Origin of the sequence: Xanthomonas chitinilytica (assembly GCF_026107455.2) — a bacterium.
Classification (GTDB): Bacteria; Pseudomonadota; Gammaproteobacteria; order Xanthomonadales; family Xanthomonadaceae; genus Stenotrophomonas; species Stenotrophomonas chitinilytica.
Genome location: NZ_JAPCHY010000001.1, coordinates 173,001 through 197,967 on the forward strand (window position 1 = coordinate 173,001; position 24,967 = coordinate 197,967).

Below are 24,967 nucleotides of genomic sequence, written 5' to 3' on the forward strand. Positions count from 1 at the left end.
GGCGGGCGCTTGTTTTCTGACCGCCAATGATAACCGCAGCCCCCGCCGCCACTCCAGAAAAAGCCGTCTCCCACCTGCCCCGGCCGCGCTGGCAGCAGCTGTGGCGCGATGCGCTGCGCGACCCGGCGGAACTGCTGGCACGGCTGCGTCTGGAGCCGGCCGCGCTCGGCGTCTCGGCCGCGGCGCTGGCGCAGTTCCCGCTGCGGGTGCCGCAGGGCTTCGTGGCGCGCATGCGCGTGGGCGATGCCCGCGACCCGCTGCTGCGCCAGGTGCTGCCGGTGGACGAGGAAATGCGGCTGGTGCCCGGTTTTTCGCTGGACGCGGTCGGCGACGGCGCCGCCCGCAAGGCCACCGGCGTCATCCAGAAGTACCGCGGGCGCGCCCTGCTGGTGGCCACCGGCAGCTGCGCGGTGCACTGCCGCTACTGCTTCCGCCGGCACTTCGACTACGCCGGCGAGAACGCCGCGCGCGAGGGCTGGCGCGAAGCGGTGGCCGCCATCGCCGCCGATCCGGACATCGACGAGGTGATCCTGTCCGGCGGCGATCCGCTGTCGCTGGCGACCGCCAAGCTGGCCGAACTGACCGACGCGCTGGCCGCCATCCCGCACGTCCGCCGGCTGCGCATCCACAGCCGGCTGCCGGTGGTGCTGCCGGAACGGATCGACGACGAACTGCTGCGCTGGCTGGGCGCGCTGCCCTGGCCGGTCGCGTTCGTGGTCCACGCCAACCACGCCAATGAATTCGACGACAGCGTCGATGCCGCGATGGCACGCCTGCGCGGCACCGGCGCACAGATGCTGAACCAGGCGGTGCTGCTGCGCGGCGTCAACGACAGCGTGCAGGCGCTGTCGGACCTGAGCGAGCGCAGCTTCGCCGCCGGGGTGCTGCCCTATTACCTGCACCAGCTGGACCGGGTGCAGGGCGTGGCCCATTTCGAAGTCGACGACGCGCGCGCCCTGGCACTGCACGCGGGCCTGATGGCGCGCCTGTCCGGCTACCTGGTTCCCAAGCTGGTGCGCGAGCTGCCCGGCGACAGCAGCAAGCGCCCGCTCTGACGCCTGCCGGCGCTCCGCATCACTCCCGCGTAAGCAGGCGCACCAGATCGGTCGAGCTGAGCGGACGGCTCAGCCAGTAGCCCTGCCCCAGGTCGCAACCGCGCTGGCACAGCAGGTCGAACTGCGCTTCCTGCTCGATACCCTCGGCCACCACGGTGATCCCCAGCGCGTGCGCCATGGCGATGATGGCCGTGGTCAGCGCCAGGTCGTCGGGGTCGCGCTGCAGGTCGGCGACGAAGCTCTTGTCGATCTTCACCCCGTCCACCGGCACCTGCCGCAGGTGGCTCAGGCCGGAGAAGCCGGTACCGAAGTCGTCCAGCCACACCTTCACCCCGGTGCGGTGCAGCTTGTCCAGCAGCGAGGCGGCCAGCATCTCGTCGCCGATCACCGCGGTCTCGGTCAGCTCCAGGTGCAGGCGCGCGGCCGGCAGGCCGGAATCGCGCAGGCAATCGGCCACCACTTCGGCCAGGTCGCCGCTGCGCAGCTGCCGCGGCGAGACGTTCACCGAGACGAACAGGCCTTCGCCGCCGGCATACTGTTGCCATTGCCGCGCTTCCATGCAGGCCGCACGCAGCACCTTGGGGCCGATGCTCTCGATCAGCCCGCTCTGTTCGGCCACGTCGATGAACACCGACGGCGGTATCGCCCCCAGCACCGGGTGCTGCCAGCGCAGCAGCACCTCCACCCCCACCAGGCAGCGGTCGCGGGTGCGGTAGATCGGCTGGTACACCAGCCGCAGCTCGCCGCGCTCCCAGGCGCCGCGCAGCTCCTGCTCCATGTGCACGCGCCGCTCCACCGCATGGTCCATGGCACGGCTGTAGTAGCGGTAGCAGTTCTTGCCGGCCACCTTGGCCTGGTACATGGCGATGTCGCCGTTCTTAAGCAGCGTGGTGGCGTCGGCGGCGTCGTCCGGGAACAGGGTGATGCCGATCGAGGTGCCCAGGAACAGCTCGCGCCCCTGCACCGACAACGGCCGCCCCAGTTCCTTCACCAGCAGTTCGGCCAGCTGCATCGCCGCCCTGGCCACGTCGCCATCGCCGATCAGGATCACGAACTCGTCGCCGCCGAAACGCGCCAGCAACGCCTCGTCGCCGCCGGCCTGCGCCACCGCCGCGCCGATGCGCTGGGCGAACTGCAGCAGAGCCTCGTCGCCGGCCTCGTGGCCCAGGGTGTCGTTGACCCGCTTGAAATCGTCGATGTCGGCGAACAGCAGCGCCAGCCGCTGGCCGGAGGTGCGCGCGGCCATCATGCGGTGGTCCAGCGTCTCGCGGAACGCCAGGCGGTTGGTCAGCCCGGTCAGCGCGTCGGTGTAGGCCATCTGCCGCACTTCGCGGTCGTGCCGGGCGATGCTCTCGCTCATCCGCCCGAACGCGTGCACCAGCTCGCCGACCTCGTCGTTGCGGCGGCTCTGCAGCCGCTCGATCGCGTAGTTGCCCGCCTCGATCTGCCGCGCCGCGGCCGCCAGCCAGCGGATCGGCCGCACCAGCGTGCGCTGCACGTACAGGCCGAGCATCACCCCGATGCCGACCAGTGCGGCCAGCATCAACGCCAGCCAGCCCAGGTGGCGCTTGCCGACCTGTTCCAGGCGATCGCCCAGCAGCGCGTTGGCCCGGGTCTCCAGCGTCCTGACATCCTGCAGCGACATGCCCACCCGCACCCCGCCGATGCGCTGGTTGCCGATCATGATCGGCGCCGCGGCATCGAGGATCGTCGGCGATTCCTGCACCACCAGCTCGCGCGCGGCGACCGCCCCGGACGCCAGCGGGTCGCGCATCGGCTGCCCGTAGTCGGCCATGTCCACCGAACCGTCGTGGAGCAGCCGGCCCTCGGGGTCGAACACCTGCACGTAGCTCACCACCTGCTGCCCGGCGGTATTGCGCACCAGCACGCCGACCGCTTCCAGGTCGGAGTAGTACAGCGGGTTGGCCAGCGCATCGGCCAGCGCCCGCGCCAGCGACTCGCCGCGGCTGCGCACGCTGCGGTCGAACAGGTCGTGGATGACGCTGCCGCTGAGCTCGCGGACCTCGCGCTGCATCGCCGCCTGACGTCCCAGCATCATCGCCACGATCGACACCACCACCAGCAGCGCGGCGCCCATCCCCAGCAGGAACCGCGCCTGCAAGCCGAAACCCAGCATCTTCATTCCACTTCCATCCGTACTCGCACCAACCCCGCCTTCAAGCGCTCAAGCCTGTGCCGTGTGTCGGCATCCACCGGATGGAAACCGGAGGTGCCAAAGAATTTTTCCAGCGCCGGCGCCGCGTCCGGATCGCCGGCCGCCTGCAGCAGCACTTCCTGCAGCCGCTGCCGCACCCGCGGGTCGAGGTCGGCGCGCACCATCTCCACCCCGCGCGGATACAGGCCGGTGCGGTGGATGACGCGGAAGTCGCGCCGGAACGCCACCGGAACGCTGCGCTCCTGCTCCCAGTCGATGCTGCTGACCACCCCCGCATCGACCACGCCCTTGTGCACGTAGGTGGAGATGTTCAGCTCGCTGCGCGCGAACACGTAGCCGACCGATTCGGCGGACGGCTCATCCTGCGGGGTCAGCAGGATTTCCGGACGCAGGCCATGCTCCAGCAACTCCATCGCCGGCACCAGGTAGGCGCTGGTGGAGAGCACGCTCTGCATGGCCAGGGTACGGCCCCTGAGGTCGGACAGGTCGCGGATGCCGCTGTCGCGATGCACGAAGAACACGCTGCCGTACTCGCGCACGCCGCTGCGTTCGGTCAGCAGCAGCGGCTGCGCGCCGCTGCGCTGGCCCAGCGCCATCGCCGTCCCCGCGGTTTCGGTGAGCCAGTCGACCCGGCCCCGGCGCAGGTAGCTGGCCATCTGCTGGGCATCGCGCGCCATCAGGATGCGGCCCTCGCTGATGCCGACATCGCGCATGCGCGGAACCACGTAATCGAGCAGCGGCTGCAGCTGCTGGTAGTGCGCCTTCGGATCGTCGCTGATGCGTCCCAGCACCAATACCGACGACGCCCCACTGGCCATCCCCGGCACGAGCAAGAGCGACAGCAGCCACACCCCCCAAAGCCATCGCAACACACGCAAAACGGCATCCCCCCGGCTGACCGGGAAAGACTAACCGAAAACCGGCGCCATGGAGACGGCTCAGCCCTGCCCGCCGGCCGCCAACCGCGCCATGCGCTGGGCGTCGGAAAGGATGCCGCGCAGCAGCCGGACTTCCTGCTCGGTCAGCCCGGTGCGCAGGAACAGCCGGCGCAGCTTGCGCATCGCCGACTCGGGTGCGCGGCCCTTGTGGAAATCGATGTCGTCCAGGGCCTCGCCGAGCTGCCCGAACAGCCCTTCCAGCTGGGCGTGGCTGGCCGGATGCTCGCGGAACCCCGCCGCTGCCGGCGCCTGCGCCGGTTCCCCGGCAAGCGCCAGTTGCGCCATCCGTACCTCGTAGGCCAGCACCTGCACCGCGGCCGCCAGGTTCAGCGAACTGAAAGCCGGGTCGGACGGGATATGCACGGCCGCATGGCACAGCTGCAATTCCTCGTTGGTCAGGCCGGTGCGTTCGCGGCCGAACACCAGCGCCACCTCGGCCGGCCCGGCGGCCTGGGCAACGGCACGCTGCCCCGCGGCTTCGGGCAACAGCTCCTCCAGCGACACCCGCCGCGAACGTGCGGTGCAGCCCAGCACCAGCCGGCAGTCGGCCACCGCCTCGGCCAGGGTGGCGAACACCGGGGCATCGCCCAGCACGTCCTCGGCCCCGGCCGAGCGGCGGAAGGCATCCTCGTCCAGCGCCCGTTCCGGCGCCACCAGCACCAGCCGCGCCAGCCCCATGGTCTTCATCGCCCGGGCCGCGGCGCCGATGTTGCCGGGGTGCTGGGTACCGACCAGGACGAAACGGATATGCGCGGATACGGACATGAATGCGACGGGTAAGGAGCCAGACAGCCGTAGATGGTAAACTGCGCGGCCGGCCCGTGCGCCGGACCGCTCTTTTCCCCCGCCAATCCGATCTCTGCCTTCACGGGAGTCTTTCGCCATGCAGAAACCCGCCGTAACCGTCATGGTCAAGGCCGCCCGCCTCGCCGGCAACGTCCTGTTGCGCAACATCAACAAGCTCGAGGCGCTGAACGTGGTGCAGAAGGGCCGCATGGACTACGCCAGCGAGGTGGATGCGGACGCGGAGAAGGTGATCGTCAAGGAGCTCAAGCGCGCCTATCCCGAGTACGGGATCATCGGCGAGGAAGGCGGCGTGCAGGGCGCCAACCGCTTCATGTGGGTGATCGACCCGCTGGACGGCACCAGCAACTACCTGCGCGGCTTCCCCCACTACTGCGTGTCCATCGCCCTGGTCGAAAATGGCGAACCCCTGGACGCCGTGATCTTCGACCCGCTGCGCAACGAGCTGTTCACCGCCAGCCGCGGCGCCGGCGCCGTGCTCAACGACCGCCGCATCCGCGTGGCCGAGCGCAAGGACCTGTCCGGCGCCAGCGTGCATACCGGCTTCGCCCCGCGCGAACGCGCGCGCGCCAGCGCCCAGCTCAAATGCGTCGACGCGCTGCTGGTGCAGGCCGAGGACGTGCGCCGCACCGGCTCGGCCGCGCTGGACCTGGCCTACGTGGCCTGCGGCCGCGCCGACGCCTATTTCGAGGCCGGGGTGAAGGCCTGGGACATCGCCGCCGGCGTACTGCTGGTGCGCGAGGCCGGCGGCAGGGTCTGCGACTACAAGGGCGCCGCACCCGCACGGATGGACGCCCGCGGCCCGGAAACCCAGCAGATCGTGGCCGGCAACATCAAGGTCAGCGACGCGCTGCAGAAGATCATCGTCAACACCGGCTACGCCGCCGAGTTCGACGCCAAGTTCTGAGCGCGCCAGCAGCAAGCCATCTCCGGAACGGCACCCGCAAGGGTGCCGTTCTTGCATCTGCGGTTTTCATCACGATGCCATCGCGACAGCCCCAGTGCTGTTGCTGCCGATTCTGGCCTTCCCCACCGTAAAACGGGCCGGGCACCGCACTTGCCCTGTTCGAAGTAGCCATCACCGTCGGCCCCCACGCGAGCTCCAAGGTACCGGGTGTCCAGGAACACGCCGGGCATCAATGACGATCGCCCCATGATCGTGTCAAAGTGAAACGACGGCTCCTTGCGGCAAGGACGCCACGCCAACGCGCGCAGCGACAAGGAGGATCGCGCATGACACTTCCTTCCCCCATGGACACCACCCGCGACCTGCTTGCCCGGGCCGCGCAACACTCCCGCGACCGGCAAGACGAGCAGGCCCTTGCCCTCAACCGGCAGGCGCTGCGCCTGACCATGAGCGAGTTCCAGAACAGCGGCAATGGCGAACACCTGTACCTGGGCCTGACCGCATACCGCGGCATCGCCGTCAGCGCCCTGCTCACGGGGCGGTCGCAGGAAGCGGCGGCCGCCCTCGAAACCGGCCGGGCCCACGCCGCGCTGGCGTTGAAGCATTGGCCGGATGCGCCGCCCTTCATCGAGGAGCAAGCACAGCTCGCGGCCCTCAAGCAGAAAACGGGCCTTGATGGCGCCGTCCATATCCCGGTCGAGAACCTGGGCAGTTGGCCGTTCGATGACTGAGGGCGCCTACTGCCACCCAGGCTGCAACGCCGGCATCTGAGCAAGCAGTGCTTTTTGCCGCAAACCCGGTGCAACCGCAAACGGAAACGCCCGGCCAATGACCGGGCGTTTCCGCATCACAACTGACGGCGCTTCCGCGCCGGTCAGACCTGGGTGGAGGCCCGCAGCGCGGCGATGCGCTCCTCCAGCGGCGGATGGCTCATGAACAGCTTGCGGGTCATGCCGCCGGCGATGCCGAAGGCGGCGATCTGGGTCGGCAGCGTGCTCTGGCCATGGTTGAGCTTGAGCCGCTCCAGCGCGGCGATCATCTTCTGCCGGCCGGCCAGGTGCGCACCGCCGGCGTCGGCGCGGAACTCGCGGCGACGCGAGAACCACATCGCGATCATGGTCGCGAACAGGCCGAACACCATCTCCAGCGCGAACACGATGATGTAGTACGCAAAGCCGCGGCCGCCGCCCTCGCGGTTGCCCGACAGCGCGCTGTCGATCACGCCCCCCACGATCCGCGCCAGCACGATCACGAAGGTATTGAGCACGCCCTGCAGCAGGGCCATGGTGATCATGTCGCCATTGGCGACGTGGGCGATCTCGTGGCCCAGCACCGCCTCGGCCTCGTCCTCGCGCATGTTGTGCAGCAGGCCGGTGGACACCGCCACCAGCGCGTTGTTGCGGTTGGCGCCGGTGGCAAAGGCGTTGATCTCGGGCGCGTCGTACACGGCGACCTCCGGCATGCCGATGCCGGCCGCCTTGGCCTGGCGGGTCACGGTATCCAGCAGCCAACGTTCGGTGGCGTTGCGCGGCTCGCTGATGACCACCGCGCCGGTGGCACGCTTGGCCATGAACTTGGACAGCAGCAGCGAGATCAGCGAACCGCCGAAGCCGAAGATCGCCGCCATCACCAGCAGGCCGCTCATCTGGCTCGGGTTCACCCCCAGCAGCGACATCACGATGCTGGCCAGGATGAGTACCGCGAGGTTGGTGGCGAGGAACAGGGCGAGGCGACTGAACATGGAAGCAGGTCCGGGGATGGAGAATCACGCTGAATTTGTGGCTGGCGGAAGTTGAATTCAAGCGGCAACCTGACCGAGGATTCAGTTTCCCATGCCCGACCTTTCCTACCGCGGCCGCTTCGCGCCTTCGCCCACCGGCCCGCTCCATCCCGGTTCGCTGCTGGCCGCCTTCGGCAGCTGGCTGCTGGCGCGCCACGCCGGTGGCCAATGGCTGGTCCGGATCGAGGACATCGACCCGCCGCGGGCGGTGGCCGGTGCGGCGGAAGAGCAGCTGGCCACGCTCGCCGCCTTCGGCCTGCTGCCCGACCTGCCGCCGCAGTACCAGAGCCGTCGCGATGCGCTGTACCGGCAGGCGCTTACCCGGCTGCTGGACGCTGAGCTGGCCTTCGAATGCCATTGCAGCCGCACCGACCTGGCCGACCAGGGCGGCATCCACCACCGCTGCGTCGCCCGCGCCCGGCGCGCACAGCCGGCGATACGTCTGCGGGTGCCACCGGGCAGCCGCATCGTCTTCGACGATGGCCTGCAGGGCCGCATCGAACAGGACGTATACGCGCAGGTCGGCGATTTCGTGCTGCACCGTGCCGACGGCTACTGGGCGTACCAGCTGGCGGTAGTGGTGGACGATGCCGAACAGGGCATCACCGACGTGGTCCGCGGCGCCGACCTGCTCGACTCCACCCCACGCCAGATCCTGCTGCAACGGGCGCTGGGCCTGCCCACACCGCGCTACCTGCATCTGCCGCTGCTGCTGGGCGACGACGGCCGCAAGCTGTCCAAGTCGCTGGCGGCGCTGCCGGTGGATGCGCGCGAACCGCTGCCGGCACTGCGGCAGGCCTGGGCGATGCTCGGCCAGCCCGCGGCCGCGCTGGCCGATGCCGGCTCGCTGCCGGCGCTGCTGTCGGCGGCGCGCCGGCACTTCGACCCGGCCCGGTTGCGCGCCGGGCACATCCTGCCGGCACCCGACAGGGCCGACGGCCCGCAACCCCATTAGAATCCATTCCCCACTGCGATCCTGCCTGGAGCATCGAACCCATGACATCTCGCGTCGCACTGGTCACCGGCGGTACCGGCGGCATCGGCACCGCCATCTGCCAGCGCCTGGCCGATCAGGGCCACCGCGTGGCCACCAATTTCCGCAATGCCGAGAAGGCGCAGTCGTGGCAGCAGCGGATGCGCGAGCAGGGCTACGACATCGCGCTGTTCCCGGGCGACGTGTCGGCACCGGAAAGCGCCGAAGCGCTGGTCCGCGAGGTGGAAGCCGCGCTCGGCCCGGTGGAGATCCTGGTCAACAACGCCGGCATCACCCGCGACACCACCTTCCACCGCATGCGCGCCGACCAGTGGCACGACGTCATCAACACCAACCTCAACTCGGTGTTCAACGTCACCCGCCCGGTGATCGAAGGGATGCGCCGGCGCGGCTGGGGCCGGGTCATCCAGATCAGCTCGATCAACGGCCTCAAGGGCCAGTACGGCCAGGCCAACTACGCCGCGGCCAAGGCCGGCATGCATGGCTTCACCATCTCGCTGGCGCGCGAGAACGCCGGCTTCGGCATCACCGTGAATACGATCTCGCCCGGCTACGTCGCCACCGACATGGTGATGGCGGTGCCCGAGGAAGTGCGCGCCAAGATCATCGCCGACATCCCCACCGGGCGCCTGGGCAAGCCGGAGGAGATCGCCTACGCGGTGGCATTCCTGGTGGCCGAGGAAGCGTCGTGGATCACCGGCTCCAACCTGGACATCAACGGCGGCCACCACATGGGCTGGTAAGGCCCATCGCTTGCGCGCCCGGCCGTGCAACCCTTCCGCCCCGCTTCCGGGTTGCCGCGCCGGAACCGGCTTTCCCGACGGCGGCGCGACGCTGGATTGCCGGCGGCAACGGCAGCCGGCGCGTTGCCCTCCGGACCGGATGCTGCAGTCGGCGCCGATTCATGCTGCGCAGCATGCCGTCGCGGCCGCGCAGCCGGTCAATATGTACCTTTGACGGTTGCAACGCCTGTTGCACTGCGCCATGCTGCGCGCCTACCGTGACGAGTGACTGCTTAATGGCTGCTGCGACCCGCATCATCAAGAAGTATCCCAATCGCCGGCTGTACGACACCGAGATTTCCAGCTACATCACCATCGAGGATGTGCGCCAGCTGATCATCGACGGCGAGGATTTCGAAGTCCGCGACGCCAAGAGCGGCGAGGACCTGACCCGTTCGGTATTGCTGCAGATCATCGCCGACAAGGAACAGGACGGCGAACCGATGCTGTCGACCCAGTTGCTGAGCCAGTTGATCCGCTTCTACGGCGACTCGCTGCAGGGCTTCATGGGCAACTACCTGGAACGCAGCATGCAGGTGTTCCTGGACCAGCAGCAGCAGTTCCGCCAGCAGATGGGCAATCTGCTGGGGCAGACGCCGTGGACGATGATGAACCAGCTGACCGAGCGCAACCTGGAGCTGTGGCAGGAATTCCAGCGCAACCTCGGCGCCGGCTTCGGCGGCCGCCCGCCGGCCGGTGGCAAGCCCGGCGGCAGCACTCCGCCGCCGGCCTCGCCCGGCACCAAGACCCGCGGCAACCGCTGACGCCCGCCGGCCTGCGCCAGCGGCGCAGGCCCTGCCCGCTCACCTGCGGGCTTTCTTCTGGCAGGCCGAACAGATCCGCTCCACCGCGTAGCCGCGCGCGCGCAGCTTCTCCACCACGCCGTCGTCACCCAGCAGGTGCAAGGCGCCGACCACCACCAGCGTGGTGCCCTGTCCGTCCTTCAGCCGCTGCTCCAGCTGCGGCAGCCAGGCATCGTTGCGGTCGATGTTGATGCGCCGGTACAGCTGCGGATAGCCCTGCCGCATCTGCTGCGCCATGTCCTTCCACAGCATCGCGTCGTCGCCACGCCGCCAGGCGTCGTGCAGGCGGCGGCTCTGCTCGCCGTCCCCGGCCTGCTCCAGCGACTCGGCCAGCAGCTGGCGCTGTTCCAGCGGCTCCATGCCGTCGAGCATCGCGATCTGCCCGGCCGCATCCTCCAGCCCTGCCGTGGGCTTGTCGACCTCGGCCGCACGCGCCATCAGGTGCCGGTCCAGCCCGGCCTCCGGGTCCAGCCCCTGCTTGGTCATTTCGGCCAGGCCGATGGAAAGGCCCACGAACCACGGCTTCATCCCGGCCAGGCTGGCCAGCGGCAGGTTGTTGGCCGCGGCATAGGCCTGCAGTTTCTGCCAGGTGGCCTCGTCCAGATCGTCCTTGAGCTGCCGTCCGTCGCGGCGCATCGCCGCCTGCAGCATCTGCGCGCCCAGCGCGGGCGAGTTCATCTCGTCCGGCGCCAGTTCGAACAACAGCTGCTGCGACTGGGCGAACGCCTGGTCGACGTCGGCCGAAAGCGGGTAGTCGTCGGGCTTCAGCAGGTGGAACGAGCCGAGCAGGTACAGCGCGCTGTCGCCGCCTCCCTTCACCTTCCACAGCAGTGGCACCGGCGGCGCCTTCGCCGCCTCGGCCGGTTGCGCGCCGCGTGCGGCCACCGGCGCCGTGGGCAGCAGCAGCGCCAGTCCCAGCAGCGCCGCCCCCATCCATCGCGAGAACAAGCCCATCGCTCAGCCCTGCCCTTCGGGTTTGACGTAGACCTTCTCGCCGGCGTCCACGCGCAGGTCCAGCCGGTTCTCCGGCGGCGGCAGCGGACAGGTGGCGAACGGGGTGAAGGCGCACGGCGGGTTGTAGGCGCGGTTGAAGTCCAGCACCACCTCGCTGGCCGCGTCGGGCTGGGCGACATCGAGGTAGCGCCCGGCCGGATAGCTGCCGTGGCCGCTGGTGCGGTCGGCGAAGATCACGAACAGGTCGCGCCCCGGCTCGCCGATCGCCTCCAGCCGCCAGGTGCGGCCGTCGCGCTCGAACTCGATCGCGCCGGCGTTGGGCTGCTCGCTGCTCAGGCCGATGATGTCCACGATCGGCAGGGTCTTGCCGACCGCGTGCGGCACGAAGCGCGCCTTGATCTTCCAGGACGGATCGACCGGCCAGTAGTCCAGTCCAGCGAAGCCGGTCCGCGTCGGCGCGTCGGCATGCTTGACCCGCAGCGCGAAGCGGTCGCCGCGACGGATCAGGCTCAGCGCACCCTTGCCCTCGTCGAAACGGATCACGGTCGGCTCGGGGTCGCGGTCGCTGTGGAAGCGCACGCGCCCCTTCACCGGCGCCTCGTCGATCTCCAGCGCCACGCCGGCCTCGGGGGTGAACCAGACCTGGTCGCCATCGCGCGTGACCATGCCCATTTTTTCCGGCCCCACCGCCAGGCGCAGGCCGCTGGTGCTGCCGCTGCCGATGTAATGCGCCTTCCATTCGAGCCAGTGCAGGCCCATCAGGCTGGTCCAGCCATCGGGCTGCTGCAGCGCGTCCAGGCGCTGCTCGCGCCAGGCGTCGTTCTCGCGGCTGAACTGCGCGTCGACCGCCGGCGTCGCCGTGGCCGAGGCGGCGCGTTCGCCCGCATCCCCGCACCCCCCCAACATTGCCGCCAGCAACAGCGCGGCCCCTCCCCCAATCCGATTTGCCATCAGCGTCCCCGCAAGAACCAACGATCGATTTCAGCCAGTGAGAAGCGCGCCCACGTGGGACGGCCATGGTTGCATTGCCCCGAGCGCTCGGTGATCTCCATGTCGCGCAGCAGGGCATTCATTTCGGGAAGGGTCAGGCGCCGGTTGGCGCGCACCGCGCCGTGGCAGGCCATGGTCGACAGCAGCTCGTCGCGGGCGCTGGCCACGCGCCGGCTCTGGCCGTGTTCGCGCAGGTCGGTGAGCACGTCGCGCAGCAGCGACTCCGGCTCGGCATTGGCCAGCAGCGCCGGAATGCTGCGCACATGCAGCGAGCCGGGACCGGCGCGGGTGACCTCGAAACCCAGTTCGGTGAGCGTGTCGGCCTCGCGCTCGGCGGTGTCGGCATCGCGTTCGCCCACCGCCAGGGTGATCGGCACCAGCAGCGGCTGCGCGTGCAGGCCGATGCCGTCGTGCGCCGTCTTCAACCGTTCGTAGCCGATGCGTTCGTGCGCGGCATGCATGTCCACCACGATCAACCCTTCGGCGTTCTCGGCCAGGATGTAGATGCCGTGCAGCTGGGCGATGGCATAACCCAGCGGCGGCACTCCGCTGTCGGCGGACGTCGCCGGCAGGCCGCCCGACGCCACCGGCACGGTATCGGTCGTCGCTGACGGCGGTGCGTACAGCGCGGCGTAGGCCGACGGCGCATCGGCCACCTTCAGGCCCAGCGGCGATTGCTGCGGACGCCAGTCGCCGTACCCGGCCGAAGCCGGCCGCGCCAGCGCGTAGCCGCCGGCGCCCCAGCCCGTCGCCGGTGCAGCGGCGGCAGGCGCGGTTGCCTCGCCCATCGCCGCGCCCGGCACGATCCCCGCCGGGTCCAGGCCGGCGCGGGTCTCGGCCAACGCATCCTTGAGCGTGCGGTAGACGAAATCGTGGATCAGGCGCGCGTCGCGGAAGCGCACCTCGTGCTTGGCCGGGTGCACGTTGACGTCCACCCGGGTCGGGTCCAGCTCCAGGAACAGCACGTAGGCCGGCTGGCGGCCGTGGAAGAGCACGTCGCCGTAGGCCATCTTCACCGCGTGGGCGACGCTGCGGTCGCGCACCGCGCGGCCGTTGACGTACAGGTACTGCTGGTCGGCGCTGGCGCGCGAGTAGTGCGGTTGCGCGATCCAGCCGTGCAGGCGCAGGCCGGCGCCGCTGTGGTCCACGCGCAGCGCCTGGCGGGCGAAGTCCTCGCCCAGGGTTTCGCCCAGCCGTGCGTCGGAGTACAGGTCGCCCGGCTTGTAGCGGCGCGAGGGCTTGCCGTTGTGCGACACGCGCAGTTCCACGTCCGGCCGCGCCAGCGCCAGCGAGCGCAGCCACTCCTCGATGTGGCCCAGCTCGGTACGCTCGGCGCGCAGGAACTTGCGCCGCGCCGGCACGTTGTAGAACAGCTCGCGCACTTCCACCGTGGTACCGGGCGCATGCGCACGCGGCGTCACCTTGCCGACCTTGCCGCCTTCCACCTGCAGCGCGGAACCGTGTTCGTCGTCGGGGCGGCGCGAGGCCAGGGTGAAACGGCTGACCGAGGCGATGGACGGCAACGCCTCGCCGCGGAAGCCGAGGGTGGCCACGGCTTCGAGGTCGTCGAGCGAGGCGATCTTGCTGGTGGCATGGCGCGACACCGCCAGCGGCAGTTCCTCCGGCGCGATGCCGCCGCCGTCGTCGCGGATGCGGATCAACCGCACGCCGCCCTCCTCCAGGTCGATGTCCACCCGCCGGGCGCCGGCGTCGAGCGCGTTCTCGACCAGCTCCTTCACCACCGATGCAGGCCGTTCCACCACCTCGCCGGCGGCGATCTGGTTGATCAGGATATCGGGCAGCTGGCGGATGCTCATGCGCGGCCTCCGCGGGAAACGGCGGCGAGCGGCGGGACGGGCATGGGGGAACGACGGGTCATGTCATCAGGCACGATACCGGCACTGCGCCGGCGACGGAAACGATTCCCGATGATAGCCGAGGCGCCCCCTCGGCAACCCCATGGCACTGCATCGGCGAACGCATCGCCGCGCGCCTGCGGTTCCATGACCCACGCGCCATCGCCTGTTCCGTCCGACGATCCAGGAACCGCACGCCGACAGCTGCCGGCTATGCGCGAGCACGCGGAAGAAGCTCCACAACAGCGCAAAGCGCTGGCCGCCCGGCAGCTTCCACCGGGGAAATCCAAGCGCGGGATGGCTCGCCTGCCGGCTGTCGAAGAGCACGTCGCTGTCGAAAAGCATCCCGCGGGAATGATGAGTTCCGCGGATCCGGCGGACGCCCTTGAGACTTACTTGCTGCCGCCGGCCACGGTGGCGCTGGCATCCATTTCCGCCTGCGCGCGGGCGGCGAACAGCGTGCCCGGCGGCGGCTGCCGGGTGAAGAAGGTATTGACCCCGTCGAGCACCGCGCTGGCGATCTTGCGCTGGAATGCCGGGTCGATCAGGCGGCGCTCTTCCTCGGGATTGGAGATGAAGGCGGTCTCGACCAGCATCGCCGGCATGTCGGAGGTGCGCAGCACCGCGAAGTTGGCCCGCTCGATGTTGGGCTTGTGGTTCTTGCCGATCCGCTTCAGGCCGCCCAGCACATGCCCGGCCGCGTCTTCGGAAGCCTTCATGTAGCCGCTCTGCGCCAGGTCCAGCAGCACGTTGGCCAGGGTGCCCTCGGTCTGCTGCAGGCGCACGCCGCCGATCAGGTCGGCCGCGTTTTCCTTGTCGGCCAGCCAGCGCGCGCGTTGCGACGAGGCGCCCTTGGTCGACAGCACGTACACCGACGAGCCGGTGGCGGCGCGGTTTTCCGCGGCATCGGCGTGGATCGAGATGAAGATGTCGGCCTTGGCCGCGCGCGCCTTCTGCGCGCGCATCGGCAACGGGATGAACACGTCGCTGTCGCGGGTCAGGAACGCCTTGAGTCCCGGAGTCGCGTTGACCTGCCGCGCCAGCTCGCGCGCCACGGCCAGGGTGATGTCCTTCTCGCGCTTGCCGGTGGGGCCGACCGCTCCCGGATCCTGGCCGCCATGGCCCGGATCGATGGCCACGACCAGCGTCCGCATGCCGGGCTGCATCTTGATCCGCGACGCATCGCTGGGCATCGCCGGGCGCGGCACAGCCGGTACCGTCGTCGCCGGCTTGGCGTCCGCGACGGCGGGAGCCGGTGCGGGGTCCACGCGGGCCGCGGTGGGCTGGCCATTGAGGATGGCCGCCGGCGATGGGCCACCCGTGGCCGCATTGCCAGCGGCCGCGACGGCGACGGAAGTACTGCCGGCTGCCGGCGGAGGCGGGGCGGCAGGCGGCGTCGCGGCCGCCTGCTGGCTGACCGAGGCGGTCAATGCCGCGGTGGCGCGTGCGGCTTCGGCCCGCGCCTCGGCGCCGGTGGCCGCCGGAACCGGTGCCGGTCCGGATGGAAATGCGCTCGCCGGGGCAACAGCAGCGGGCGTCGGCGTCGGCGCAGTCGCCACCGCCGGCGCGGTTTCGCCCGGCCACTCGATGACCAGCCGCGAATCGGCGCCCTGCGTCTGCATCTGCGGTTTGAACGCGGCCACCGACTCGGCCAGGTCGAACACCACCCGGAAGGTGCCCGGCGTCGGATTGCCGGTACGCACGGCAGTGACCACGCCGGCAGCGGCCGGCAGCTTGAGGCCACGTGCCACCGTGGAATCGGGGAAATCCACCACCAGGCGGTTGGGCCCGGACAGCGACAGGGTCTTGTAGCCGCCGGCGCCGGCCAGCTGGATTTCGGCGCGGGTACCGGTCGCCCCACTGTCCAGCGCGATGCCGCGGATTTCGCCTGCCCACGCGCTCACGCTGCCCAGGCAGAGCCCGGCAACGGCGGCACAAATGGCGAGTAGACGGTTCCCCATGGGCATGGGTTCGGATTCAATCACCGCAATGCGCGGATTGCAACAGGTTTTTCCTTAATAATCCGCAACCTGCCGCCGCTTCCTATTGTCAGGCGACAGAAAGCCCCTGCAAGTGACCCGCCTGCTGCAGCCGCGACAGCCACGCCTCGCCCGCCCCGCTGCCCGCCAGCAACCGGGCCCGGCGGCCCTCGCCGGCCATGGCCAGCGCCACGGTGAGGTCGGCGGGCGGCAACGCGCCGGCCCCGCGCTCGGGCCATTCGACCAGCCACAGCGTGGCGGTCGCATCGTCCAACCCGAGGAAATCCAGCTCGCCGGCATCGCCAATCCGGTACAGATCCAGGTGCCACGCCTCGCCATCGGCCAGCGGATAACGCTCGACCAGGGTGTAGGTGGGACTGCGGATCGGCCCCTGCACGCCGAGCGCCCGCAGCAGCGCGCGCGCCAGCGTGGACTTGCCCGCGCCCAGGTCGCCGTGCAGCTGCACGACGGCCTGCGCCGGCCGGGTGGCCGCCAGCGCCTGCCCAAGGCGGTCGGTGGCGGCGCTGTCGGGAAGCTGGAACTCGATCATGCAGGACATCACGGATTGGCGAGCCGGCGCAGGTGCGGCAGCAGGTCGGAAGGCAACAGGCCGCGCTGACCGCCGCCGGCGGCGGCATCGCCGGCCAGCCCGTGCAGCAGCGCGCCGGTGGCGGCGGCATCGAACGCGGGCAGCCCCTGCGCGCGCAATGCGGCGATCACGCCGGTCAACAGGTCGCCCATGCCGCCGACCGCCATGCCCGGATTGCCGGCGGCGATCACCCGCGGCGACCGGCCCGGTGCGGCCACGACGGTACCGGCGCCCTTGAGCACCACCACGGCGGCATAGCGTTCGGCCAGCGCGCGGGCCGCGCCGAAGCGGTCGCGCTGGACCTCGACGGTGGTGGTCTCGAGCAGGCGTGCGGCCTCGCCCGGGTGCGGCGTCAGCACCGCACCGGGCAGCGCCTGCGGGGCGGCGGCAAGCAGGTTCAGGGCGTCGGCATCGACCACCAGCGGCTGTTCCGATGCCAGCGCCAGCCGCCACAGCTCCCGCGCCCAGTCGTCGCGGCCCAGGCCGGGACCGATCGCGACCACGTCCGCCCTTTCCAGCAACGGCCGCAGTGCCGCACCGTCGTCGATGGCCCGCGCCATCGCCTCCGGGCAGCGCGCCAGCAGCGGTGCCACGTGTTCCTGGCGGGTGGCGACGCTGGCCAGCCCGGCTCCGCTGCGCAACGCCGATTCGGCGCACAGCATCACCGCGCCGCCACTACCGGCATTGCCGCCGACGCACAACACATGGCCGGACTCGCCCTTGTGGGTGTTGAGCCGTCGCGGCGGCAGCCGTGTCGTCAGCTGCGTGGCATCCCAGCGCCGGGCGGCCGGTTCGATACCGTCGAACGCCGCCGGCGGCACGTCCAGATCGGCCAGCGCCCGTTCCTGGGCATATTCCAACGCATCGCCGGTATGCAGCCCCTGGTGGGCGACGATGAACTGCAGCACCAGATCGGCCCACACCGCGGCACCTGGCGCGCTGCCGCGCTGGGCATCCACGCCGCTGGGCACGTCCAGCGCCAGCACCGGCGCGCTTTCGGCGTTGATCGCCTCGATCAATGCCGCGGCGTCGGCATCCGGCGCGCGGTCCAGGCCGATCCCGAACAGCGCGTCGACCAGCACGTCGGCCGGCTCCAGTCCGCCACGGAAAATCTCCACCTGGCCGCCGCGCCCCAGGTACTCGGTACAGGCGCGCTGCGCCAGCTCCGTCCTCGGGCCGGCGCCGGGCAGGTGCACCACCCGTACCTGGCGGCCGGACTGCTGCGCCAGCCGTGCCAGCACGTAGCCGTCGCCGCCGTTGTTGCCGGTGCCGCACACCACCGCGATCCGCTGCGCCTGCGGCCAGCGTTCCAGCAGGCACTGCCAGGCCGCCTGCCCGGCCCGCTGCATCAGCACGTAGCCGTCGCCGCCCAGCAGGGCGGTGGCCTGCGCGTCGATGCGGCGCGCTGCCCGGGTATCGAAGAGGTCAGCAGGTTCTGGCATGGCCGCGATTCTATACTTGCGCGCATGTCCGCCGTTCCCGCCCCCGCCGATCCGGCGCAGCTCGCGCTGCGCATCCGCCAGCTGGCAGCCGGGTTCGGTTTCCAGCGCTGCGGCATCTCCGGCATCGAGCTGGGCGAGGACGAGGCCCACCTGCGCGACTGGCTGGCCCAGGGGCTGTACGGCACCATGGACTGGATGGCCCGCCACGGCGACATGCGCGCGCGCCCGGCCGAGCTGCTGCCCGGCACGCTGCGGGTGATCTCGGTGGGGCTGGACTACGGCCACAAGGACGACGCCGACGCCTGGGCCACGCTGGCCGCCGGCGAACGCGCCTACGTCGCCCGCTACGCGCTGGGCCGCGACTACCACAAGCTGATGCGCAACCGCCTGCAGAAGCTGGCCGAGCGCATCGCCGCGGAGATCGGCCCGTTCGGCTACCGCGCGTTCGTCGATTCGGCGCCGGTGCTGGAACGCGCCCTGGCGCGCAACGCCGGGCTGGGCTGGATCGGCAAGCACACCTGCCTGATCGACCGCAACGGCGGCTCCTGGTTCTTCCTCGGCGAGATCTACATCGACCTGCCGCTGCCGATCGACACGCCGGCCAGCGCCCACTGCGGCAGCTGCACCCGCTGCATCGACGTCTGCCCGACCCGCGCCATCGTCGCCCCGCACCGGCTGGACGCGCGGCGCTGCATTTCCTACCTGACCATCGAGCACGACGGCGCGATCCCGGAAGAGATGCGGCCGTTGCTGGGCAACCGCATCTACGGCTGCGACGACTGCCAGCTGGTGTGCCCCTGGAACAAGTTCGCCAGGCGCACCGACGAGCCGGATTTCCGCGCCCGCAACGACCTGGACCGCGCCACGCTGGCGCAGCTGTTCGCCTGGGAAGAGGACGAGTTCCTGCGCCGCACCGAGGGCAGCGCGATCCGCCGCAGCGGTCACGAGCGCTGGCTGCGCAACATCGCCGTGGCGCTGGGCAATGCGCCCACCACCCCGGCGGTGCTGCAGGCGCTGGACAGCCGCCGCGAACACCCATCCGCGCTGGTGCGCGAGCACGTGCAATGGGCGCTGGCCCGCCATGCCGGTGCCGCGCATCCGCAATAGCCGGCCGGTTGCCGGACGGCAACGTGCGACCATGCCCCTCTCCGTCACCGCCTTTCCCGCCCCCGCCCCATGAACGACCGCAACGCGCAGATCCTCACTCCCAGCCAGCTCAACACGCTGGCGCGCGACCTGCTGGAAGACACGTTCCCGCTGATCTGGGTGGAAGGCGAACTGGGCAACGTCACCCGTCCCGCTTCCGGCCACCTTTACTTCACCCTGAAGGACGCGCGCGCGCAGGTGCGCTGCGCGATGTTCAAACCCAAGAGCCAGTGGCTGAAGTTCGTCCCGCGCGAGGGACTGCGCGTGCTCGCCCGCGGCCGCCTGACCCTGTACGAGGCGCGCGGCGACTACCAGCTGGTGCTCGACCACCTGGAGGAAGCCGGCGAAGGCGCGCTGCGCCGCGCGTTCGAGCAGCTCAAGGCGCGGCTGGAGGCCGAGGGCCTGTTCGACCCCGCACGCAAACGCCCGCTGCCGGCGCACGTGCAGCGGCTGGCGGTGATCACCTCGCCTACCGGTGCGGCGGTGCGCGACGTGCTCAGCGTGCTGTCGCGGCGCTTCCCGATGCTGGAGGTCGACCTGCTGCCCAGCCTGGTGCAGGGCGACAGCGCCGCCGCGCAGATCGCCGCGCTGCTGCGCCGCGCCGACGCCAGCGGCCGCTACGACGCCATCCTGCTGGCCCGCGGCGGCGGCTCGCTGGAAGACCTGTGGGCGTTCAACGACGAACAGCTGGCCCGCGCCATCGCCGCCAGCGACACCCCGGTGGTGTCGGCGGTCGGCCACGAGACCGACTTCACCCTGGCCGACTTCGCCGCCGACCTGCGCGCGCCCACGCCCTCGGTGGCGGCCGAACTGCTGGTGCCCGACCAGCGCGACCTCGACGTGCGCCTGCGCCGGCTGCAGGCACGCCTGCTGCAGATGCAGCGCCATCGCCTTGGCCAGGCGATGCAGCGCGCCGACCGCGCCGCACTGCGGCTGCAGGCGCAGGGACCGCAATCGCGGCTGGCCTTGCTGCAAAGGCGCCAGCAGGACGCGGCGCGACGCCTGGCGGCGCTGTGGCGGCAACAGCACGAACGCCAGGCCGCCCGCCTGCGCCATGCCGCCGCGGTACTGCGCGCGGCGCAGCCGCAACGGCGGTTGTCGGTACTGCACGACCGCCTGCAGGCGCTGGCCTCGCGCCCGCAGGCGGCGATGGCGCGCCAGTTGCAACGCGACGCCCTGCGCCTGCGCGCCCTGGCCCGTTCGCTGGAAGCGGTGAGTCCGCTGGCGACCGTGGCCCGCGGCTATTCCATCCTCACCCGCGCCGACGACGGCGCGCTGGTCCGCTCCGTCGCCCAGGTGGAGCCGGGCGATGCGCTGCAGGCCCGCGTCGGCGATGGCACGCTGCGTCTGCGCGTGGAGCGAGCAACGGATGAGGGAAAGTAGGGAGAGACAGGACACCTTTCCCGTCGCACACGCTCCGCAACCTCCATCCCTGCCCGCAATAGCCGCGAGCTGTGGAGGGGTTCTCTCGACGCTGCTTCCCGTGATCCGCGCTGCTTCTGCCGAGGCATGGAGGCGCAGTCTGCGTGCAGCAGCGGCCACCCCGTTCTTCAAGTCCGACGGTCAAGGCGGCACCTCCGCCCACGACGCCCCGCGACCTGTCGCAGGGCAACGTTTCGTTCGCGCGGGTCGTTACGCCTGCATCGACAGCGGGCAACCAGGAGGAAGCCGCCGCATCAGCGAAGCACGCCTCTCCGCATGCGCCGCGATTCCCGACCGGACGGTTCAGCGCGCGGCGCTGTCGCAGAAACGCTGCCGGTACTCCATCGCCTTGGGCATCAGCGCCTGCAGGTTCTGGATGCGGGTGCCGGGATTGGGATGGGTGGAGGCGAACTCCGGCGGTGCCTGGCCGCCGCTGGCCGCACCCATGCGCTCCCACAACGGCACCGCCTCGCGCGGATCGAAACAGGCGGCCGCGGCCAGCATCAGCCCGACCTCGTCGGCCTGGGTCTCGTGGCTGCGCGCGTACGGCAACAGGTAGCCATAGCCCATCGCCGACATCATCATCTGCTGCTGTTGCGCATCCATGCCGCTGGCCGCACCGGCCATCTGCCCGATCTGCGTCAGCTTCTGCTGGGCCATGCGCTGGGCACCATGGCGCAGCAACGCATGGGCGATCTCGTGGCCCATCACCACCGCCACCGCGTCGGCGTTGCGCGCCACCGGCAGCAGCCCGGTATAGACCGCCATCTTGCCGCCGGGCAGGCAGAACGCATTGGCCTGGTCGGACTGGATGACGTTGACGTCCCAGTCGAAATCGCGCGAATAGTGGGTGGGCTGCAGGCCATGCTCCTGCGCCAGCGCCGTTTCCACCACGTCCACCTTGGCGATCAGGCGCCGCGCGATCTCGCGCACGTCGCGCGCCACCTGCGAATTCGGGTCCACCGGCCGTTCCTGCGACAGGATCTGCTGGTAGGCCTGCAGCCCCAGCGCTTTTTCCTCATCCACGCCCAGCGAGCTGTCGATCATCACCCTCTCGCCGGTATAGGGGTCGACGGTGCGGTTGGAGAACCAGTAGAACGCCGCATACCCGGCGAACGCGATCAGCACCCACCAACGCACGTTGCCGAACAGTCCCGGGCGCCGCCCGCCCCGCCCACGCTGCTGGCCACCGAACGGATCGTTTCGCATCTCGCTTCTTCCCTCGACTGGGCCGGCGCCCCCGGGGCGCGGCTACCGGCGCCATGCTAGCGCGGCCGGCGCCGGCATGGCGTGTCAGATACCGCGCACCAGGCGGAAACCGATGCGGGCGCTGGTGACGTCAGAATCCTGCGAAAGCCGCCACGCCGCCCGGGTCTGCTCCGGCGCGTTGGCCCAGTTGCCGCCACGCACCAATCGTTGCCGGCAGCCCGGGTTGTACCAGGCCGCGCCGTCGCCCGGCGCGCGCCGGTAGCTGGCGTGCCAGCAGTCGGCGACCCATTCGCTGACGTTGCCGGCCAGATCGTGCAGCCCCCAGGCATTGGCGCTGAAGCTGGCCACCGGCGCCGGCCCCCAGAAGCCGTCGCCATAGCCGACGAAGGCATTGTTCCAGCGCCGTCCGCTGGGCGAGACATCCTCGCCGCCGGTGAAATTTCCCGCGCCCGGTGGTGGCGTGCCGTCGTCCCCCCAAGGGTAGCGGCCGGTGCTGCCGGCCCGCAGCGCGTATTCGAACTCGGCTTCGCTCGGCAGGCGGTAGTGGCGCCCGGTCTGCTCCGACAGCCACGCCGCATAGGCCTCGGCGTCGCGCACGCTGACGTGCATCACCGGGCTGTTCGGCGCCGCCCGGGCGCCGTTGTAGTCCGACCGCCAGTCCACGCCACTGCGGCGCACGAAGTTGCCGCTGCGCTCGTCGTACACCACCGAATGCCCGCGCCGGGTGGCGCGCGGGCGGGCGTTGGCCGACTCGACGAAGCGCTCGAACTCGGCCACGGTCACCTCGGTGATCGACATGGCGAAACCACGGTCGAAGCGGACGTAGTGCACCGGCCGCTCGGCATCGCTGGAACCGGGCTCGCCCGACGCGGCCCCCATCTGGAAACCGCCGTGCGGGACCACGATCATCTGCGGCCCGCGACCGCCGTCGCGCAGGCCGTCGCTGAACACCTGCCCGGGGCGGAAACTGCCGTAGTGGGTGGCCAGGTCGATACGCTCGCGCAGCTGCGCCACCACCGGGTCGCCCGGGCGCGCGATGCGCAGCGCCGCTTCCAGCTTCTCGCGTGCCGGCTTGAGTCCGCGCGGCGTGGCCAGGTCACGCAGGCCGCTGTCGCGCAGGGCGGCCACCTGCGCCCGGCGCACCGCCTCCACCCGCGCCTGGGCATCGGCAATGGTCGGCGCGTCCTCGCGGATCCGCGCCGCCTGCTCCAGCCATCGTTCGGCCTGGACGAAATCGGCCGCGGCCGCGGCCAGTTCCGCGCGCCGGATCAACCCGCTTTCCACCGCAGCCATGCCCTGCAGCGCGCGGCCGTCGTCCGGCGCCAGCGCCAACGCGCTGCGGAAATTCGCCAGGGCGCCCCCACCCTCCTCCCCCAGGCGGCCGGCACGCAGTTCCGCCTCGCCGGCACGATTGAAGGCCAGGATCCGGCGGGCGGTTTCCACCCGCTGCTGCAGCTCGCGCACCGCCGCATCGTCCGGTGCCAACGCCACCGCGACACCCACCAGTTCGGCCGCGCGCGCCAATGCCTCGCGCTGCTGCTGCGGGCGCTGCAGCATCTCGATGATCCGCGCGCGCAACCGCTGCTGCGCACGCGCCAACCCGGCCTTGGCGACACGGTCCTGCGGCTCAAGCTGCAGGATGGCCAGGTACAACGGAATGGCGTCTTCCGGCTGCAGGTACAGGCGATCCTCGGCCAGCGCGGCGGCGGCATCGCGCCGCGCCTGGGCCAGGTCCTCGCGCTGCAGGGATACCGGCGGCGGTTGCCACGACGGGGCGGCCACGACCGCCTGCTGGGCGCCGAGGGTGACCTTCGGCAGCGCCGGGGCTTCCACCTTCTCGCGCTGCGGCGCGCCGGCCGCTTCCTGCGGTCCGGGCGAAGGCGTGCAACCGGCCATGGCCAGCGCCAGCAGCGTCGCCCTCAGCATCAGGTTGCCGGTCGTGCGCAAGATTCCTCCATCCCAAGACAGCCGCGGTACCGTGGGCCGGGCCGACGTTAGGCTATTCTCGCCTGCCTGGGCAAACCCTGCAGTTGACGGAAACCAAGTGGCTTACTGGATCACACATCCGGCGGAACTCGAACAACGCTACCAACAGCGCCCCGAACGGATCGGGCTGGACACGGAATTCATCCGCGAGCGCACCTATTGGCCGCAGCTGGCGCTGGTGCAGATGGCCGTCGGCGACGAGATCCTGCTGATCGACCCGCTCATCCCCGGCATGACCGATGCACTGGGGCCGTGGCTGACCGACCCGGACATCGTCAAGGTCATGCACAGCGCCAGCGAGGACCTGGTCGCGTTCAAGTGCGCGTGCGGCGCGTTGCCGCGGCCGCTGTTCGACACCCAGATCGGTGCTGCGCTGGCCGGCATCGGCGGCGGCATGGGTTACCAGAAACTGGTGGCCGCGGTCACCGGCGTGGCCCTGTCCAAGGGCGAGACGCGCTCGGACTGGATGCGGCGGCCACTGTCGCCGGCGCAGCTGGAATACGCCGCCGACGACGTGGTCCACCTGTTCGCCCTGCACGACGAGATCGAACGGCAGTTGCAGGCGCAGGACCGGCGTGCCTGGTTGCAGGAAGACTGCGAGCGGCTGCTGGCCGGCGTCGAGAACGACGAGGGCGAGCGCTGGCCGCATACCAGCATGCGCGCGGCGCAGTTCATGGAATCCGATGCCCAGCACCGCCTGCTGCGGCTGCTGCGCTGGCGCGATGTCCAGGCCCGGCAGAGCGACCGGCCGCGCAGCTGGATCCTCGACAACGAACTGGCCACCGCGCTGGCGCGCACGCCACCGGCCGATGTCGATGCCTTGCTGCGGCAGATGGAGAAGTTCCCCAAGGCGCCGCGCAAGCTGGCGCAACCGCTGTGGCAGGCGCTGACCACGCCGTTGCCCGACGAGGCCGAGGCGCCGCTGGCACTGCAGGCCAGCGACGGCAACAAAGCCACGCTCAAGCGCCTGCAGGACGCGGTCGCCCGCCGCAGCGCCGAACTGGCCCTGCCCGACGGCATCCTCGCCTCGCGCCGCCACCTGGAATCGTGGCTGGAAAGCGGCCAGTGGCCCCAGGCCCTGGGCAACTGGCGGCGCCAGGAACTGGAAGCGCGATTGCAGCCCCTCTTGGCGGAGGCCGCCGCGACCGGCTAGAA

21 protein-coding genes are annotated in these 24,967 nt (G+C 70.8%); 9 read left to right on the forward strand and 12 right to left on the reverse strand.

Going from position 1 to position 24,967, the window contains the following annotated elements:
- The first annotated feature begins 26 nt into the window (after positions 1-26).
- Positions 27-1,055 (forward strand): EF-P beta-lysylation protein EpmB, encoded by a 1,029-nt coding sequence (gene epmB, locus OK345_RS00775; RefSeq protein WP_265125329.1) that lies wholly within the window; start codon positions 27-29, stop codon positions 1,053-1,055.
- Positions 1,056-1,074: 19 nt separating this feature from the next.
- Here the strand turns inward: epmB and OK345_RS00780 are convergent, their stop codons facing one another.
- From OK345_RS00780 to OK345_RS00790, 3 genes are all read right to left on the reverse strand, one after another.
- Positions 1,075-3,198, reverse strand: coding sequence for a putative bifunctional diguanylate cyclase/phosphodiesterase (locus OK345_RS00780; protein WP_265125331.1), 2,124 nt, complete (start codon positions 3,196-3,198; stop codon positions 1,075-1,077).
- Positions 3,195-4,049 (reverse strand): phosphate/phosphite/phosphonate ABC transporter substrate-binding protein, encoded by an 855-nt coding sequence (locus tag OK345_RS00785; RefSeq protein ID WP_265125333.1) that lies wholly within the window; start codon positions 4,047-4,049, stop codon positions 3,195-3,197. The genes OK345_RS00780 and OK345_RS00785 overlap by 4 nt, the downstream gene beginning before the upstream one ends.
- A gap of 120 nt (positions 4,050-4,169) precedes the next feature.
- Positions 4,170-4,934 carry an RNA methyltransferase gene (locus tag OK345_RS00790; protein ID WP_265125335.1) on the reverse strand — a complete coding sequence of 255 codons (765 nt, stop codon included), beginning with the start codon at positions 4,932-4,934 and terminating at the stop codon, positions 4,170-4,172.
- 118 nt (positions 4,935-5,052) lie between these two features.
- Between OK345_RS00790 and OK345_RS00795 the strand changes: the two genes are divergently transcribed.
- Together OK345_RS00795 and OK345_RS00800 are read left to right on the forward strand one after the other, a co-directional pair.
- The gene (locus tag OK345_RS00795; RefSeq protein ID WP_265125337.1) at positions 5,053-5,880 is read left to right on the forward strand and encodes an inositol monophosphatase family protein; all 828 of its coding nucleotides are present in this window, start codon (positions 5,053-5,055) and stop codon (positions 5,878-5,880) included.
- 326 nt (positions 5,881-6,206) lie between these two features.
- A complete protein-coding gene (locus tag OK345_RS00800; protein WP_265125339.1) occupies positions 6,207-6,611 on the forward strand; it encodes a hypothetical protein in 405 nt (134 codons plus the stop codon).
- A 143-nt stretch (positions 6,612-6,754) separates the two neighbouring features.
- On the opposite strand, the gene htpX is transcribed toward OK345_RS00800, so the two are convergent.
- Positions 6,755-7,621: a protease HtpX gene (htpX, locus tag OK345_RS00805; RefSeq protein WP_265125340.1), complete on the reverse strand. Its 867-nt coding sequence runs from the start codon at positions 7,619-7,621 to the stop codon at positions 6,755-6,757.
- 91 nt (positions 7,622-7,712) lie between these two features.
- Between htpX and gluQRS the strand changes: the two genes are divergently transcribed.
- The 3 genes from gluQRS to phaR all read left to right on the forward strand — a co-directional run bounded on the left by gluQRS (position 7,713) and on the right by phaR (position 10,200).
- Complete coding sequence (gene gluQRS, locus OK345_RS00810) at positions 7,713-8,615, forward strand: tRNA glutamyl-Q(34) synthetase GluQRS (RefSeq protein ID WP_265125343.1); 903 nt, start codon at positions 7,713-7,715, stop codon at positions 8,613-8,615.
- A 41-nt stretch (positions 8,616-8,656) separates the two neighbouring features.
- A complete protein-coding gene (locus tag OK345_RS00815; RefSeq protein ID WP_265125345.1) occupies positions 8,657-9,397 on the forward strand; it encodes a beta-ketoacyl-ACP reductase in 741 nt (246 codons plus the stop codon).
- Between the two features lie 275 nt (positions 9,398-9,672).
- Positions 9,673-10,200, forward strand: coding sequence for a polyhydroxyalkanoate synthesis repressor PhaR (gene phaR, locus OK345_RS00820; RefSeq protein WP_265154845.1), 528 nt, complete (start codon positions 9,673-9,675; stop codon positions 10,198-10,200).
- Between the two features lie 39 nt (positions 10,201-10,239).
- On the opposite strand, the gene OK345_RS00825 is transcribed toward phaR, so the two are convergent.
- The 6 genes from OK345_RS00825 to OK345_RS00850 all read right to left on the reverse strand — a co-directional run bounded on the left by OK345_RS00825 (position 10,240) and on the right by OK345_RS00850 (position 18,049).
- Complete coding sequence (locus OK345_RS00825; protein ID WP_425510930.1) at positions 10,240-11,193, reverse strand: TraB/GumN family protein; 954 nt, start codon at positions 11,191-11,193, stop codon at positions 10,240-10,242.
- 3 nt (positions 11,194-11,196) lie between these two features.
- On the reverse strand, positions 11,197-12,144 hold the full coding sequence (locus OK345_RS00830; protein WP_265125347.1) for a DUF1684 domain-containing protein: 948 nt from the start codon (positions 12,142-12,144) through the stop codon (positions 11,197-11,199).
- Complete coding sequence (gene mutL, locus OK345_RS00835) at positions 12,144-14,000, reverse strand: DNA mismatch repair endonuclease MutL (protein WP_265125349.1); 1,857 nt, start codon at positions 13,998-14,000, stop codon at positions 12,144-12,146. The genes OK345_RS00830 and mutL overlap by 1 nt, the downstream gene beginning before the upstream one ends.
- 431 nt (positions 14,001-14,431) lie before the next feature.
- Positions 14,432-16,006: an N-acetylmuramoyl-L-alanine amidase gene (locus tag OK345_RS00840; RefSeq protein WP_265125350.1), complete on the reverse strand. Its 1,575-nt coding sequence runs from the start codon at positions 16,004-16,006 to the stop codon at positions 14,432-14,434.
- Positions 16,007-16,088: 82 nt separating this feature from the next.
- Entirely contained in the window at positions 16,089-16,568 is a 480-nt protein-coding gene (tsaE, locus tag OK345_RS00845; RefSeq protein WP_265125352.1) for a tRNA (adenosine(37)-N6)-threonylcarbamoyltransferase complex ATPase subunit type 1 TsaE, read from the reverse strand.
- A gap of 8 nt (positions 16,569-16,576) precedes the next feature.
- Positions 16,577-18,049, reverse strand: a complete 1,473-nt coding sequence (locus OK345_RS00850) for an NAD(P)H-hydrate dehydratase (protein WP_265125354.1) — start codon at positions 18,047-18,049, stop codon at positions 16,577-16,579.
- A 24-nt stretch (positions 18,050-18,073) separates the two neighbouring features.
- Between OK345_RS00850 and queG the strand changes: the two genes are divergently transcribed.
- Both queG and xseA read left to right on the forward strand, forming a co-directional pair.
- Positions 18,074-19,156 carry a tRNA epoxyqueuosine(34) reductase QueG gene (gene queG, locus OK345_RS00855; protein ID WP_265125356.1) on the forward strand — a complete coding sequence of 361 codons (1,083 nt, stop codon included), beginning with the start codon at positions 18,074-18,076 and terminating at the stop codon, positions 19,154-19,156.
- 69 nt (positions 19,157-19,225) lie between these two features.
- Complete coding sequence (gene xseA / locus OK345_RS00860; RefSeq protein ID WP_265125358.1) at positions 19,226-20,578, forward strand: exodeoxyribonuclease VII large subunit; 1,353 nt, start codon at positions 19,226-19,228, stop codon at positions 20,576-20,578.
- Positions 20,579-20,920: 342 nt separating this feature from the next.
- Here the strand turns inward: xseA and OK345_RS00865 are convergent, their stop codons facing one another.
- On the reverse strand, positions 20,921-21,826 hold the full coding sequence (locus OK345_RS00865) for a M48 family metallopeptidase (protein ID WP_265125360.1): 906 nt from the start codon (positions 21,824-21,826) through the stop codon (positions 20,921-20,923).
- 84 nt (positions 21,827-21,910) lie between these two features.
- Positions 21,911-23,752 carry a formylglycine-generating enzyme family protein gene (locus OK345_RS00870; protein WP_265126242.1) on the reverse strand — a complete coding sequence of 614 codons (1,842 nt, stop codon included), beginning with the start codon at positions 23,750-23,752 and terminating at the stop codon, positions 21,911-21,913.
- Between the two features lie 118 nt (positions 23,753-23,870).
- Between OK345_RS00870 and rnd the strand changes: the two genes are divergently transcribed.
- Positions 23,871-24,965, forward strand: a complete 1,095-nt coding sequence (rnd, locus tag OK345_RS00875; RefSeq protein ID WP_265125362.1) for a ribonuclease D — start codon at positions 23,871-23,873, stop codon at positions 24,963-24,965.
- Positions 24,966-24,967: the final 2 nt, after the last annotated feature.

Bases quoted from the DNA above. Each gene is read 5' to 3' on its own strand.
- epmB (WP_265125329.1), top strand. From the start codon at position 27: ATGATAACCGCAGCCCCCGCCGCCACTCCAGAAAAAGCCGTCTCCCAC.
- OK345_RS00780 (WP_265125331.1), bottom strand. From the start codon at position 3,198: ATGAAGATGCTGGGTTTCGGCTTGCAGGCGCGGTTCCTGCTGGGGATG.
- OK345_RS00785 (WP_265125333.1), bottom strand. From the start codon at position 4,049: ATGGCCAGTGGGGCGTCGTCGGTATTGGTGCTGGGACGCATCAGCGAC.
- OK345_RS00790 (WP_265125335.1), bottom strand. From the start codon at position 4,934: ATGTCCGTATCCGCGCATATCCGTTTCGTCCTGGTCGGTACCCAGCAC.
- OK345_RS00795 (WP_265125337.1), top strand. From the start codon at position 5,053: ATGCAGAAACCCGCCGTAACCGTCATGGTCAAGGCCGCCCGCCTCGCC.
- OK345_RS00800 (WP_265125339.1), top strand. From the start codon at position 6,207: ATGACACTTCCTTCCCCCATGGACACCACCCGCGACCTGCTTGCCCGG.
- htpX (WP_265125340.1), bottom strand. From the start codon at position 7,621: ATGTTCAGTCGCCTCGCCCTGTTCCTCGCCACCAACCTCGCGGTACTC.
- gluQRS (WP_265125343.1), top strand. From the start codon at position 7,713: ATGCCCGACCTTTCCTACCGCGGCCGCTTCGCGCCTTCGCCCACCGGC.
- OK345_RS00815 (WP_265125345.1), top strand. From the start codon at position 8,657: ATGACATCTCGCGTCGCACTGGTCACCGGCGGTACCGGCGGCATCGGC.
- phaR (WP_265154845.1), top strand. From the start codon at position 9,673: ATGGCTGCTGCGACCCGCATCATCAAGAAGTATCCCAATCGCCGGCTG.
- OK345_RS00825 (WP_425510930.1), bottom strand. From the start codon at position 11,193: ATGGGCTTGTTCTCGCGATGGATGGGGGCGGCGCTGCTGGGACTGGCG.
- OK345_RS00830 (WP_265125347.1), bottom strand. From the start codon at position 12,144: ATGGCAAATCGGATTGGGGGAGGGGCCGCGCTGTTGCTGGCGGCAATG.
- mutL (WP_265125349.1), bottom strand. From the start codon at position 14,000: ATGAGCATCCGCCAGCTGCCCGATATCCTGATCAACCAGATCGCCGCC.
- OK345_RS00840 (WP_265125350.1), bottom strand. From the start codon at position 16,006: ATGCCCATGGGGAACCGTCTACTCGCCATTTGTGCCGCCGTTGCCGGG.
- tsaE (WP_265125352.1), bottom strand. From the start codon at position 16,568: ATGATCGAGTTCCAGCTTCCCGACAGCGCCGCCACCGACCGCCTTGGG.
- OK345_RS00850 (WP_265125354.1), bottom strand. From the start codon at position 18,049: ATGCCAGAACCTGCTGACCTCTTCGATACCCGGGCAGCGCGCCGCATC.
- queG (WP_265125356.1), top strand. From the start codon at position 18,074: ATGTCCGCCGTTCCCGCCCCCGCCGATCCGGCGCAGCTCGCGCTGCGC.
- xseA (WP_265125358.1), top strand. From the start codon at position 19,226: ATGAACGACCGCAACGCGCAGATCCTCACTCCCAGCCAGCTCAACACG.
- OK345_RS00865 (WP_265125360.1), bottom strand. From the start codon at position 21,826: ATGCGAAACGATCCGTTCGGTGGCCAGCAGCGTGGGCGGGGCGGGCGG.
- OK345_RS00870 (WP_265126242.1), bottom strand. From the start codon at position 23,752: ATGCTGAGGGCGACGCTGCTGGCGCTGGCCATGGCCGGTTGCACGCCT.